Source organism: Halomonas sp. RT37 (genome assembly GCF_040070525.1).
GTDB classification, from domain to species: domain Bacteria; phylum Pseudomonadota; class Gammaproteobacteria; order Pseudomonadales; family Halomonadaceae; genus Halomonas; species Halomonas litopenaei.
The window spans coordinates 1,531,648-1,547,125 of sequence record NZ_CP098827.1 but is presented as its reverse complement, the minus strand read 5'-3'; the positions used below and the strand labels follow the sequence as shown (position 1 = coordinate 1,547,125).

Below are 15,478 nucleotides of genomic sequence, written 5' to 3'. Positions count from 1 at the left end.
CGCCGCTGATGGCAAGGCCGGTGACCTCTATCTGGCGAGTATGGCCATTGAAGATCACCAGGGCGTCGCCGGAGGACGCCGACAGCGTCAGGTTACCGCTGGAGCCGCTGCGGATGTGGTCGGCGATACGCTGGGCATCGGCGGCGCCGATGGTCAGGTCGTAGCCGTCGACGCCGGCACGAATATAGCCGTTCAAGTTGACATATTCGGCATCGATGACGATGCTGCGCGCCTCCACTTGTGGACTCGCGCTCGCGCTGTTGGCGATCGCGGATAGCGCATCGGCGTCCAGCGCCCCTGCGCCATCGTCGCCATCGGCTCGCACCGCGGCAGCATCCGCATTACCCCCGGGGTTGAACTGTGACAGCCCCTTGATCGTCAGCTCGCCCGGCGAGCTCAACAGGATGCTTTCAGCGCGCATCTCGTTTTCCACCGAGATGGATCCCTTGGCGTAGCCGATCAGCTCGCCGGAAATATTGCGGGTCAGCCCGCCGAACACCAGGCTCGAGGGCGGAGCGGTGTCAAAGATTCGTCGGTCGTAGAGCGACTCCGCGTCGCTGTAGCCAAGCGCCCCCATCAGCACGTCGCGGATCTTCTTCTGGTTGGCGTCGTCCTCGCTGAAGGCAACACCGTAGCTGTTGACCACGGTGATGCGCGGCTGGCCATTCTGGGCGCCAGGGTCTCCCTCCACCTTCAAGCCGGTGCTCACGCTCGCGTTGATGGCGTCGATCTCGGCGCTGGAAGCCACCTGGGTCAGGTTCAGATAGAGCCCACCGGTAACCTGGGGAATCTCGATATCGCCCAGTACCATGCGCGAGGGCGCCTTGTTGAGGATGGTGATGCTGGCGTCGGTGGGCGCCTCGACAACGCCGTCACCGCTCAAGTCGTCGGCGTAGACGTAGACCGCCCCCGCCTGGGCCCAGACGTCATCCAGGGTGATGGTCAATTCGTCCACCCGACTGACGATCAGCTGGCCATTGACCTTCTCGCCATAGCCTTCATCGACCAGGGCCTGCTCGAGGCGCGCGATCTCGCCCTGGTAGAAGTCGACCAGCCGGGTATTGCCGGAGTTGCGATAGACGTTGTATGCCTCGCGAATGCGTTGAAGTTCGTCGACCAGTCCGCTCTGACCCGGAGTGACGCTCACCGCGAAACCAATATCGTCATGGCCGGATTCGGCCACGATATAGTTGCCACTATTGGCCACCTTGGCCGCTAGCTGGTCCTCGAGGGCTGCCATTTCGGCTTCTTTCTGGGTGCGCTCGGCGGGGGTCAGGCTGGTGCTGTTGAGCGCTTCTGCGAGGGCATTGATGCGCGAATTGAGATCCGCGATGTCTTGCTGTTCCTGCGTTACGTCGATCACCCCGAGCACCAGCGTCTTGTGGCGCCCCAGGCCGGTTTCCACCCGGCCGTCGATAATCACGTCGGCGTCGGCGTCGGTTTCGACATCGCCGTCCACCAGTTGAGCGCCGCCGCTGCCGAGGGCTGCGTCGATGGCACTGCCCACCGCCGACAGCCAGTTGACGCCCTTGGCCCGCGCCTCCATGTCGCTGAAGCCAAAGCGCTCGGTAAACAGCAGGATATCCCGCGCACCGATGACCTCGGCCCCGCTTGCCACCTCGATGCGGTTGGTCTGGTCCATCTTGGCCAGGGCGTTGAGGTCATCGATCGGAATGATGCTGCCGGCGAAGCTGTCGAGCACCGCGCTGACCGCGTAGCGATCACGCTCGCCCTGGGCACTGCCACCGGCCACGATATCGATATTGCCAAGCGCGGACACCTTGGCACCACCGCGCACGGTGACCCTGTTGTCCGGAGTCACCACCACCTTGGCGCTGCCCACCCCGACGGTGGCCGCGCCATAGGTATCCATCAGCAGGGTCGCCGCCAGGTCGCCGCCGCCACGGGCCGACATCAGCAGTTCGCCCTGGCTGACCAGCTCGGCGTTGCTCTTGATCTCGACGCTGGCGGCCAGATTGGTGGTCAGGATGTCCACCGTGATACCGGCGCCGGAGGCCAGGCCGCCGGCGGTCAGGTTGACCTTCTCCTTGAACACCACCTGGTTCTTCGCCGCCAGGCGCAGATCACCGTCACTGGTGTGCAGGTACGCACCCGCACCGACCACCACTCGGGTATTCAGATCGAGACGGGCGACGCTGGAGGCGCCGGCGCCGGCCACCGCACCACCGGCCACCCCACGGATATTGCCATCGTCGGTGCCTGCCAGACGCTGCTTGTCCAGCCGGGTATCGCTGAATACGTCGATCGCCGCAGCCTTGACCAGCGCCTTGTCACCGACCTCGGCCAGGGTATTGGCGGTAATCCAGTAGCGCGACTCGGCGCCGCTTCCGGCGAACACGCCCCCGGAGACACTCATGATGCGGGCGTCGACGTCGAAGCTCTGATCGGCGTGCACGGTCAGCAGGCCGCTGTTGCCGGCAGCCTTCACCAGCAGCAGTTCGGCGGCGCCGATCAGCGCTTCGGTGGTGGCATGCTGGGTGACGTGGGTGGCGGCGCCGGCGCCGGCGGCCACACCGCCACTGCCAGCCAGGGCGTCGAGGGTCGCTTCCAGCTGCCCGTTCGCACGGACGCTGGCGTCTCCGGCGAGGATGCCATTGCCGCTGCCAATGCGCGCACGACTGACGGTGCGCTGATCGACGGTAACCTTGGCGGCACCCGCCGCCACCAGGCCGCCGACGATACTGCTGGACTTGCCAGAGAGGCGCGAGATCAGGTCGCTGGTGACGTCCAGCCGCCCGGCGATGGCAATATTGGTGCTCTCGCGCAGGCTACCGCTGCCGTCCTCCAGGGAGGTGTCGGCGATCTCTGCCACCACCTCGGTGCTGTCCTTGAGCGTCACCAGGGTCGCATCGACGCCCAACAGCGCCCCTCCGGCGGAACCCAGGGCCTCACCGCTCAGACTGTTGCCATTCGCCAGGGTATTCAGGGACGCGGCAACGTCCATGGACCCGGCGGTGATGCGGATATCATGGGCCGCGCTGGAGCCAGGTGTACCGACCCGCGCCAGCACCTTGGCCTTGAGCTCTCCTTCGACCACCGAGACGCCGATGCCGACGCCCGCCGCCACCGATACCCCCAGGGTCTTGATCTGTACCGCAGGCGTCAGGCTGGCGTTGATGCTCAGGGCGTCAGACAACGAGATCCGCGCGCCGTCACCGATCCACGCCTGCACCTCCTGGGACAGGGTCACCAGGGCCACGTTGGCGCTGCCGCCGGCCATCCCGGCGGCCACCGCCACCACCTCCAGCGCGACCCGATCGATACTCGTGGCCGAGACGTTCAGCGAACCGACGCTCTGGTTCTCGCCCACCCTGGTATACTCGCCGACCCAGGCCCTTGTCGCACCGCTGATCTCGACGGTGCCCACCGACACGCCTGCGGCCACCAGGCCGATGGCCCCACCTGCAGCCCTCAGTGAATAGTCGCGATCGGCGCTGGCCATAATATCGACGCGATCCGCCGCCTTGATCAGGGTGCCGCCAGCGGCGCTCGTGGCGCCTTCCAGCGAGGCAAGCTGCTGGGTGCGATCCAGCAGGATGGCCACCTGGCCACCCACCGCGATGCTGGGTGCCGCCGAACCGCCATAGGCGCTGATCGACACGTCACCGTCGTAGTCGCTCGCCACCTCGATGGTGTCCGCCGCATCCAGGGTCGAGCCGTGGCCCACCTGGGCGGTCACCGCCCCGTTGAGCTCGACCACCCCCACCGACAGGCCGACACTGGCAACACCGCTGACCGCACCGGAGCCGGTCAGGGTCTGCACCTTGAGGGCTTCGCTGGCCTTGACGCTGACGTCCCCGCCGGCGGTGATTGTCACGCCACGTCCCAGGGTCGCGGCGGTGTCACCTACCTTCAGAGGTGACGCCTCGACGTCGAACAGGGTATCCCCCGAGAGTCCACCGGTCAGGGTGCTCAGGGCGCTGTTGGTCGAGGTGCGGTTGGCCTTGTTGTGGTTTCCGGCATCGTCGGGGCGATCGAAGTCACCGTCGAACGCCGCCTGCTCGTCGCTGTCCAGCGGCGTATCGGTGCCGGAATCAGAGTCTTCGGCCTCGGCCTTCATGGCGAACTCGCCGCTCTGGAAACCGGCGAAGGTATCGCTCACCAAGTCTTGCAGGTCCTCGACCCGCTCGAAGCTCTCCTCACTCAGCCCCTTGCCCAGACTGATCACCGAGATGGCGCCACTGAGGCTCAAAGAGCCGGAGCCAGCAAAGGCGATCACCGTGGAGTTGAGGGTACGCGACAGCCTTGCCTCGGCGGTCACATCGCCCCCCGCGATGATCTGCGCACCATCCGCCACACTGACACGGGTCTGCTCGCGCAGCACCATGACGTCCACCGAAGCACCGAAGCCCGCCGCGCCGACGGCGGCAGCGCCGACCCCCTGCAGATAGCCGGCCGGGCCACTGCGCTCATTGACCAGGGTGGTGGTGGATGCTTCAAGCAGCACGTCATTGCCGGCGGTCAGCTCGCTATCGCCGGACACCAGCACCTGCGTCACCGCATCCGCCGTCATCACCGATACCGCGCCGGCCACACCGACCGCACCGCCACCGGCGGTGGCTACGGTGATCCCCAGATCCAGGCGCTGGCTTGCCGACACCGCGATATCATTGCTGGCAGTCACTATTGCCTTGTCCAGCGACACTCGTGCCTCGGGGTTGAGCAACCCCAGCGCCAGCGAGGCGCCAAAACCGACGGAGCCACCGGCCACCGCACCGACGATAAAGCGGCCGTCCACGTCGTTGTCGGCACGTACCGCCACGTTGGTGCCGGCGACCTCCACGTCCTTGAGATAGGCCAGGGTCTCAAGCGACAGATCGACCACGCTGGCCGATCCCGAACCGGCGACACCGTTGAGGCCCACCGCCGCCCCCATCACCGTGGACAGGAAGCTCACGTCGGCGCGGGCCTCCACCGCCACGTCGCCGCCAGCCTTGACCATCAGGCCGTCGCTTTCAGCCGAGTGGTCGAAGCCGTCACCGCTGATGAAGGCCTCGGTCTTGTGCTGGAAAAGGGTGACATCGACACCAGCGGCGCCGGAGCTGCCCCCACTGACCGCCGCCGCGCCACCGCCACTGTCGGCGTCGCCACGATGCAGGGCCCGCACCACCACGTCCGCGGTGCTGTCGATGCGCGCCTTGTCGATGTAGGCGCGGGTCGCGCCGGTGACACCATCCACCACCACATTGGCCGCCAAGGCATTGCCGGCGGCGCCCGCCGCGGTCACCGCCACGCTGGTGAAGGACACCTCGCTGGTGGCCAGCACCACCACACCCTTGTGGCTGTCTGTCGTCCAGCCATTGTTCCAGTCATCGCGCACCGATACGGCCGCACCGCCGGCGCCGGCGCTGACGCGCGCACCACCACCGATCCAGGCTTCAGAGGTGCTGCCCAGCAGGTCGACCCCGACACCACCGCCCAGCGCCACCGCACCCACGCTGACGGTGCCCAGGGTAATAGTGCTGACGTCCTTGCTGTCGCTGACCACGCTGACGTTGCCGGCGGCATCGACGCTGCCGCCGTCGATGCGCGCGACGCTGGTGTTGTTGATCAACGAGCTGCCGGCGTTGCCGGCACCTGCGCCGAAGGTGCCATAGCTGACACCGGCTATCACGATCAGGTTGGTGGAGCGCGAGCGGGCATCAATGGCGATATCGCCGCCGCTCGAGTCGAGCGTGGCGCCCTGGCTACCGGCCAGGATGCTGTTGTCGATGTCCAGATAGGCCACCGAAAGACCGGCCGCACCACCCTTGACCGCCACGTTGACCTGGGCACTGGCCGCCGAGATCGCGCTGGTGTCGCTGGCGCTTACCGCGATGCCGCCGGCGCCACTCACCTCGGTGGCGCTGTCGCGAATATCGGCGACCACGTCCTTGCGGGTGAAATTGAGCGAGGTGGTACCGCTGAGTGCGGCGAAACCGGCCACGGCACCACCCAGGGAGTAGGCGCTGATGCTCGAGGATGAGACCGCTGAAAGGCTGACCTTGCCGGCGCTGGACGCCACGCTGGCGCCGCCCTTGATCAGCGCGTGGATACGGTTGGCGCTGTCGCTGGTGGGGTCGTCCGGATCACCGCCGATGTAGTTGTAGGCCAGGTAACCGGCAAGGGCGAAGGCCCCGGCACCGGACCCCGCCACGGTAAAGGCATTGAGGCCGAGATCATCGCTGGCCGACAGGGCAATGTCTCCCGTCGCCGAGACCGTGGCCTGGTCGATCACCGCCGTGACGCTGCCGCGCAGCCAGTTGAGCGACAGCGCCCCGGCCACCGCCACCTTGCCGGCACCGGCACCGGCCAGCGCAAAGCTCCAGACCTGGTCGCCCTGCCCAGGCGTCGCCGGGCGATTCTCGTCTGAGTCTTCTGGCGGTATCAGGCTGTCATCGACCTTGACGGAAGGCACATCGGTGATCCGAATCAACTCGGCCTTGACGTCGACGCGCCCACCCGCCGTTACCTCGGTGCTCGCCCCGAGGATGCTCGCGCTCAGCGCCGACGCCATGTCGTTGGTCGCCGAGGCGCCGGCAAGACCGACGGAGCCGGCACCAGCCGCCGCGCCGGCCACGTTGATCATGATCGGCGCCACCGAGGCATGCACGTTGACGTCACCGGCGCTGGCCCTGACCACGGCGCCATTGCCAATCGATGCCAGCACATCATTCTGCATGAAGTTGATGCCGATGGAGCCGGCCAGGGCCACCGCCCCGGCGCCCGCACCGCCGGCGGTAATGTTGAGCATGCTGGCTTCGGAACGGGCGTCCACCAGCACGTCACCACTGGTGGCGGTCACACTGGAGGCATCGATCAAGGCGGCGATCTGGCCCACGCTGTAGCCGTGGTCGCTGCGCTCGCCCTGGAGGATGAAGGCGTCTTCGCTGGCGTCGACGTTCTGGTCGCTGGTGTTGTCGACGGTGCGCGAGGGATCGCTGGGGTCGCCTCCCAGATAATTGAAGGCGATCGCCGCGCCCCCCGCCGCATTGCCGGCACCGGCGGCGCCGAAGGAGAAGTTGACCAGCCCCTTCTTGTCCTGGGCCAGCACGCTGACACTATCAGCGGCGGTGATACTGGCGCCGCCCGAGACTTCGGCCAGCACGCTGGAGCGCAGCCAGTTGAGCCCCACCGCAGCGGAGCCGGCCACGCTGCCGGCGCCCGCACCGGCGATGGTCAGGTTGATCACCCCGGCGGTCCAGTCCATGTTGGACATGTCCCGGGCGGCAATATCCGATGACCCTGTGCTCGGATTGGTCTCGGTGCCCTGGGTCGCCGGGTCCATCTCAAGTCCCAGTGCCGACAATTCCAGCGCGGCGCGACCGCTGCGCTCGGCCAGGCCCGCCCAGACGGCTACGTCACCACCGGCGATCAAGGTGGCCCCCGTCACCCGGGCCACAATGGCGTTGTCGACCTGAACGGTGCCGCTGCTGACCCCGCCGGCCACGGTGCCGGCGCCCGCGGCGCCGATGGCCACGACTACCACCTGGGCACTGTCGGTGGCCTGGACACGAATATCACCGCTACCACTTTCGACCCGACCGCCGTCGATCAGGGCCTCCACCTTGCCCTTGATCAGATTGACGCTGACGGCACCGGCGAGGCCCACCTTGCCGGCCCCGGCACCGCCAAGAGCGACCGACACCACCAGGCTGCTGGCCTCGGCGTCCACCACCACATCACCGCCGGCCGAGACGGTAGCGTTCTGGATCAGCGCCTGGCTGTCGTTGTCGATCAGGTTGACCGAGACGCTGCCGGCCAGGGCCACCTTGCCGGCACCGGCTCCTGCACCGCTGATCGCCACAAGCTCAGCGCGATCGCGGGTGGCCACCAGCACCTGGCCGACCGTCGAGACGTTGGCGTTACTGATTGAACTGCGCAGGGTATTGGCGATCTGGTTGACCGAGACGCTGCCGGAACCAGCGAACTTGGTGCTGGCACCTATCCCCAGGGTCAGCGAGCGCACCAGACCGGTGTTGGCCGCCACCACCGCCACGGTACCAGCGTTGGCGATGGCCCCGCCGCTGATCAGGGCCAGCGTTTCATTGGACAGACTGTTGACCGACACTCCGGCACCAAAGCCGGCGGTGCCGCCGACACCGACGGCGCCGGCCAGCGTCCAAATGCTGCTCTGGTCATCGGCGTTGACCGACACCGCCGGTGTCGGTGCAAGGGCGTCACTGCCCTTGTCCAGGAAACTGTCGACCACACGTGCCTGGGTGGAATTGTCGATCAGGTTGACCGCGGCAGTTCCCGCAAGGCCAACCCCCTTGGGCCCGGCACCGATACCGGCCGAGCCGGCAAGGCTGATGACCAGCGTATCGCTGAGCGCCTTGACCGAGAGTCCGCCGATCACCAGCGACTCGCTGGCACTGCCCAGCGCTTCGACGTGGGCGTCGACGTCGTGGCTGATATCGGCAAAGGCCGCCGCCCCGCCGACGCCGGCCTTGCCGGCGCCAGCCACCGCACCGGCGATCAGTACCGCGTTGGCGGCGTCACGCGCCACCACGCTGACGTCCCCGAGATCACCGGACTGGATGTTCAAAAGCCCCGCATCGACGGTGCGAGCGGAGGTCAGCACACTGGCCGCCCCGGCCACACCAAAGCCCTTGGCGCCCGAAGCGACGGCGACACCGGCGGCAGCGACCACCGTCCAGCCCTCTCGCGCAGCGCTGAGTGCCAGACCGCCCGTATCAAAGGAGGTGACGCGATCGATCCGCGCCCGGGTGATGCCGCTGTCGAAGGCCAGGGCGGCGGCCCCGGCCACCGCCACCTGGGTGCCACTGCTGCCCAGCGACAGCGCCGCGCCACCTGCCAGCATGCCAAGGTGGCTGCTGTCCTTGGCGGCCACCGACGTCTTGCCGGTGATCTTCAGCGTCTCGATCCCCTGGATCAGGGCTTCGGTACGATAGTCGGCGATATTCACCACCACCGAACCCGAGACACCGAGGCCGAAGCTACCCTTCTGGTCACCGCCGGACGAGGTGGAAGACGTGCCGCCGCTGCCGCCGGAAGACGCCTTGGCGGCACCGCCGAGCTTGCCACTCAACTCCTTGAGCACGCTGTCATAGTTGCTCTGGTTGTTGGGCCACTTGTTGGGGTCGTCCTTGGTGGCGCTGCCCCGAGCCGAACCACCACCAGCGCCCGAGCCGCTGGCGTCACCGGCCGAATCCAGCCCGCTGGTACCGCTGCTGCCCGCCTTGGCTCCGGCCAGGGCGAGGTTGGCTACCACCCCGCCGTTATTGGCCTCGACCAGCAGATCACCTCCTACGGTGATGCTACCGCTGGCGCTGGCTGGCGTGGTCACACCACCGATCACCGCTCGGGTGTCGCGCTCCATCACCGAGACCACCGCCGATACACCGACGCCAGCGCTTTTGCCGGAGGCGACGCTGCCGCCGATACCAAAGGCGTAGGTGTCGTCGTTGGCGCCGACCCTGAGCGCCGGCCCGCTGGTCCCATCCACCGAGACGGTACCAATGTTCAGCGATACCCCGTCCTGAATCTGCGCCAGGGTGGTGTTGTCGACGATATTGGCCACTGAAGTGGCGTTGAAGGCCACCTTGTCGGCCTTGCCACCGGACACCGCCGCCCCGATCAGCAGGGTGTCGCTGTCGGCGCGCACGTCCAGACTGCTGGCGACCAGCGCCACACCTGTCTCGATGACCGCACGGGTATCCCCGCCGAGCAGATGCACGCCGATGGAAGCACCGATGGCGCTGCCATCGGACTGGATGCCGGCGAACCCGGACTTGATAGTATCGATATCGCTCTTGAAGGCGTCACGCCAGGCCTCGGCGCTGGCCTCGTCGGCGCCGGCAAAGGTCGGCAGGCTGAGATTGCCGACCAGCGACAGCAGGTGGTTGTCGCTGCGAGCGATGACCTCGACCTGCTGCTCGTCGCTGGGTGTGACGCTGGCCACATCGGTGGCGCCCCCCAGATTGATCCGGGCACCCTCGCGGATGCGGGCCTCGCTATCCTGATTGACCAGGAAGACGTTGGCGGCACCGGCGATGGCGAGCTTGCCCCCCTCGGCGGTGGCCACGGTCCAGCTGTCGAAGCTGCCGCTGATCCCCAGATTGCCGGTAGTAAAGGCGTTGAGCGCCTCGACGAATTCCTCGATACGGGTCTGCAACGGCGAGCTCAGGGCGGTCCAGCGGCTGTCGTCGCTGAAGTCTTCACTGGCGAGATCCACACCGCTGACGTCGGCCCCCTCGAACTGATAGATCAGGCCGGCCTCGCCCCCGCGCTGGTGGTCATCGGCTACCAGCACCTTGTCGCCGTTGGCCAGGTCTGCCGTACCTTCCGCGCTTGCATGGTCGTAGGTGCCATCGAGTTCACCCAGGGCCTTGCCCGCCACATACAGGTGACGCCCCCACAGGCTATCCATATCGACGCTGTTGAGGCTCTCGGCGGTGACGCTGATGGCATCGCCGGCGTCCAGGTCCACCAGGCCCTCGACCACCGCATCGGCATGGTTGTTCTGCAGCGCAAAGACGAAGCCGCCGGCGACACCGACATCGGCTACCTGGCTGTCTTCCTTCTGATCCTTGGCGCTGTCGGTGCCCTGGACCTCGGACTCCGCCGCGGCGTCTCGCAGCTTGCCGATCAGGGTGTTGCCCAGCACCTTGTCGGTGAAGCTCTCTTCCTTTTCCTTCTTGTTGGGGTCGACGCCGGTAGCCGAACCCTCTGCACTGACCGCCGGGCGGTGGGCGCTGGTGGCGCTGACACTGACCGCGCCGGCCACCTCGATGTCGCTGCGCTGGGTGGCGATGGCGCCCAGTCGCGTCACGCTGGTGCCAAGGCGGGCCTCGGCACGATTGATGTCCACCGAGACCGCCAGGGCGGCGGCCACGTCCAGGGCGTTCTTCTGCTGGCCCTGGGATTCCTTGAAGTGCTCGCCGATGGAGGCAGGCCCGCGGTCGGCGATGCCTTCCTTGATCTTGTCACCGATGACGCCGCTGAGCGCCTCCTGAAAGTTGCCGATCACCGATGTCGGCGACAGGTCCTCGGCGCTGGCCGTGGCCCCGTCGACAAGGCTATCGGGGCCACCACCGGGGGCGGTACCGGCGCTGGCGCTGGTACCGCCGTGGTCTTCACCCTGGGAGGTCTCGGCGCTCAGTGTCAGATCGCCGCCCACACTGACGTCACCGGCCAGTTGCGCCTCGGTGTTGCTGGTCTCGACGTTGATCGCCAGGGCGATGCCGACCTTGCCCTTGTCAGGGGCGGAACTGGCGGAGGTCTCGTTTTCCTCCACGCTGGTCGCCGCAACCACCAGATCATTGCCTGCACTCAGGCTGGCGTCTTCCCACACCATCACCCGGGAATCGCTGACCAGCACGCTGACCGCTACCGCGCCGGCCACGCCCTTGAGGCCATCCGGTTCAGCAGAGACGCTCTGGGCGGTGCTGACACTGCTGCTCAGGTTGATGTCGTTTGCGGCGCTCAGGGTACCGTGGACATGCACACTTGAGCGGGTGATCAGGGTGCTGACCGACACGCCCAGGCCCCAGGCCTTGCTGGCGCCCACCTCGGTACTGATGTCGAGCTCGGAGGCGACGGTGATGTCCCCGCTGGTGGCGGTGATGACCGCGTCAGAGCCGATATCGATGGCGACCTCGGCCACCATCACCGAGACACTGCCAAACAGCGACAGCCCCTGAAGGAAGTCCAGCGCCGTATCGATGCCCTGGTCGAGGAAGGCCACGCCGGTGCGCAGGTTGAACCAGTCGCGATCGGGATCCACCAGACGCGCATCGATGGTTACGTCCCCGCCCTTGAGCGTGGCCTTGTCGATATCCACCGACAGGTCGAACAGGCCCACGTCGACCAGGCCATTGGCAGGCGCCAGCAGGGGTTGAAACAACTGCGCGCCAAGGTGCAACTCGCCGCTACCGGCATCGATCACACTATCGCCACCGATCGTCAGCTCACGCGCCAGGATCGACAGATCGTGTCCCAGCGTCGGATCACTCATGCTCAGATCGACGTTGTCCAGGGTCAAGGCACCGTCGGCACGCAGCTCGACACTGCTGTCCAACGTTCTGGTCACGTTGGACAGGGAGGCGTCGCCATCCCAGTAGCCCACCAGGCTGGCGCCCCCAATGACGGTCACGTCGTCAAGCCGGGCGAGACTCCCCGCCGCCAGTTCCACCTCGACCTGATCGCCGGTCTCGGCGTTCACGAGGGTTCCGGTCGCCGCCTCGGCGATATCGATGGCCAAAGCGCCGGTAAAGGCAGTGGCCGTCAAGGTCTTGTCGGCGCCTCCGGTCAGGCTCAGACGCGCCGCCTCGATCCCGGACAGCGTGGTTGTGGCCGAACCAACGACCAACCCGCCATCGGTCAGCGTCATGGAGTCGCCCGCCGCCGCCAGCAGGCTGTCGGTGCCGGCGCCGCCGTCGACACTGGCGGCGCCGGACACGACGACGATACGGTCATCGCCACGGCTACCGGTCAGGGTGTCGCTACCCCCGGTACTGGCGTCCAGCACCACGCCAGTCCCGCTCAAGGCGGTGCTCAGCCATTTGTCGGCACTGACGCCCATGCCGAGTGCATCGGTCAGGATCTTCGCGGTGGCGTCGGCGCTGACGGCGAAGCTCGCGCTTCCCGTGGTGGTGTCGGTGACCACAAGACGCCCGCTGGCACCATCGAAGCTCGCGGTCAGGCCCTCGACGTTGTCCAGCAGCACCAGCAGGTCGCCAAGGGTGCGGGCGTCGGCCACATTGAGCGCCCGCGTCTCGCCGTTCTGCAGGGTGAAGCTCAGGTGCGCGCCGGAGTTCTCGAGTTCGCTACCGGTGACGTAACGCGCCAGATAGGACTCGTATTCCGCCTGGCTGGCAAAGTCTTCTGCACCGGGAATCGCATCGCCCAGCGCCGAGAGGAAGGTCTCGATCTCGGCGTTGGAGGCGCCGCCCGCGGCCATCAGCGCAGTGACCCGGGTCTGCTCGCCGACCCCGTGCCAGCCGCTGGCATCGAGGGTGTTGGCGCCGGCGTTGCCGACCAGCGTCAGCGCCTCGATATCGCGATAGCTCGAAGCGGTCCCGCCGTCGATGCTGAAGCTGTCCCCACTCACATTGACGGCGTTCTGGCCATCGGCAAGGACGATTTCCAGACGATCCTGGCCGACGCCGCCGCGGATCTCGTTCTGCCCAGCCCCGGCACGAATGACGTTATCCCCGGCTACCGCCACGAACTGGGTCGTGGCCTCGCCACCGATCATCAGGTCGTTGCCGCTGCCCCCCTGGAGATAGACACTGCCGCCAAAGCCGCTGGCGTCGAGCACGGTGTCGCCAAACTCGGCACGCAGCATGCCATGCTCGATACCGGCCAGGCTGTCACGCCCGGCTTCCCGAGCGCGCACCTGGGTCGAGGTCACCGTGGCGCTGGCCCCGGAAGCTCCCAGCGCCAGACCACTGCCGACCAGCGCCTTGGCGAAGGAACCGTCGTCGGCCACGGCCATGAAGTCGCCGATAAAGCTGACGCGCCAGCGCACCTGCTGTTCTCCAGCAGACTCGAACAGCTCGCGGGCCACCTGCAAGTTGCCTTCGCCCACCGCAGACAGCCCCTCGAGCGCCTGCTGTACCGCCAGGGCGTCGGCATCCCAGGCCAGCGCGTCTGTCTGTTCGCCGGCGAAGTGAAAGACCACCGTCTCACCGGCGCTGCGCGACCACACCAGCTCGCGCTCCTCGGCGACGTCGCCGCGCACCAGGGTGGCGCTACCGCTACCACCGAACAGACGCAAGCTGTGGGAAGTACTGCCCAGCACCGAGTCGCTGCCGCTGCCACCATCGAGGCTGTTGCTGCCGCGATTGCCGAACAGCACGTCGTCGCCGACACCCCCGACTAGGGTGTCGTTGCCACTGCCGCCCAAGAGTACCGCATCGCCGGCGCCGGCCTTGAGGGTGTTGTCACCGGCGACACCCTCCAACTGAACCGAACCAGTGAAAGCAGAAGCGTCCAGCATATTGGCAGAAGCACCGCCCACCAGGGTGGCGAGTTCGACGTCGCCCAATACCCAGTCAGTCCAGCCGGTCACGCTCAGCGCGGTATCGGTCAGGGTAATGTCGGCGTCGGCGCTGGCCTCGATGCGGTCGTTGCCGCCACCGGCCTGGACACTGCCGCCCCCGGCGCTGAGCACGAATCGGTCGTCCTGCGCGCTGCCGACAAGTTGGCTATTGCTGGCGCCATCCAGGCTCTGGAAGGTCACGCCGGAAAGCGAGTAGCCGCTGGCGTTCAGCGTCTGGCCGGTCCCCGCGGCGGACAGCACCAGTTCCACCGGCTGGCGCTGGAAGCTCAGGCTGCCGTCGCCGGTGGTGACCGTCGCGGTGGCGCCAGCGCTGGTCAGGTTGATGTCCCCGGATGCGCGCTGCACCACATAGGTCAGCTCGGCCTCCTCGGGGGTGAACTCACTGCCCAGCTCGCTCTGTTCGAAGCGATCGCTGCCGCTCACCGACACCAGGGTACTGCGACCGGCGCCGGCCTTCAGGGTGTCGTCGCCGCCGCCCCCGACGATCAGGTTGTTGCCATTACCCCCGTCGAGGATAGTGTCGACCTGCGAGGTGACATCACCGATCAGGCGGTCATCGCCGCCGGTACCGATAACGTGATTGAAGCCGTCGATACCGACGAAGCCGGTGGCCTTGCCGGTCCCCAGATCGACCTCTACCGAGTTGGAGAAGTCGCTGAAGTCGAGGATCTGGCCGGCCCGACCGTCGAGTCGGTCGATGCCGTTGAACGCGATATTGCCTAGCCCCAGACTGCCCTCGTCGTAAAGCGACCAACGCGCCCCGTCCTGGCTGCTCGAGAGCCGGTGCTGGGCGGCATCGTCCGTGGGTGACAGCACGCCGTCGTCGCCCTGGCGATAGGAGGCGGCGTTCACCGTCTCGATGCCCGTGAAGCTGAGCCAGCTATCGTTGCGCGCCGCCGTGGTGGTGCTCGACCAGTCCACGCTGCCCGACCCATCGGCGCTCACCTGCCACTCGGTGTTGCCCTGGATGCCCTCGATGCGATCATCGCCCTCGCCCCCCGCGAAGGTGATGGTCAGCCCCTGGCTATGCTCGAGTGCCAGAACGTCGTCGCCGTCGCCGCCCTGGAAGCTCACCAGCAACCCATCCGCCTGGCCCAGCAGGCTCTGGTCCACGCGCAGGATGTCCTGGGCGTCGCTGCCCTGGATGACCACGCCGCCACTGGCCTTGGCCTCATCGAGGCCGCGTGAGGCCACCACCTGACTGACGCCTTGCTCGTCGAGTTCGACCACCTGCAGCACCTGCTGCTGGTTCTCCTCGACCACCCGCAACGTCATCTCGGCGCCACCGGCCACGCTGGCAGTCAGCGGGTCCGCCGACATCAGCATGCGTGGCTCGAGTCCCTCGAACACGAACCGGGACGGCTCTGCCTGGGCACGACGAGCACGCCTGGGCTGGCGGAGAAGACGAGCGATCAATTCGGACAGAGGCTTGCGCTGGTGGCGACTCAT

General features: G+C 67.1%; 1 protein-coding gene (cut by a window edge). It reads right to left on the bottom strand.

Annotated features, from left to right (window positions below; translation table 11 throughout):
• On the bottom strand, positions 1 to 15,478 hold the 5' portion of the coding sequence (locus NFG58_RS06815) for an LEPR-XLL domain-containing protein (RefSeq protein ID WP_348827839.1). The gene continues 13,409 nt to the left of window position 1, outside the view; only the first 15,478 of its 28,887 coding nucleotides appear in the window; the start codon lies at positions 15,476 to 15,478; its stop codon lies off the left edge, out of view.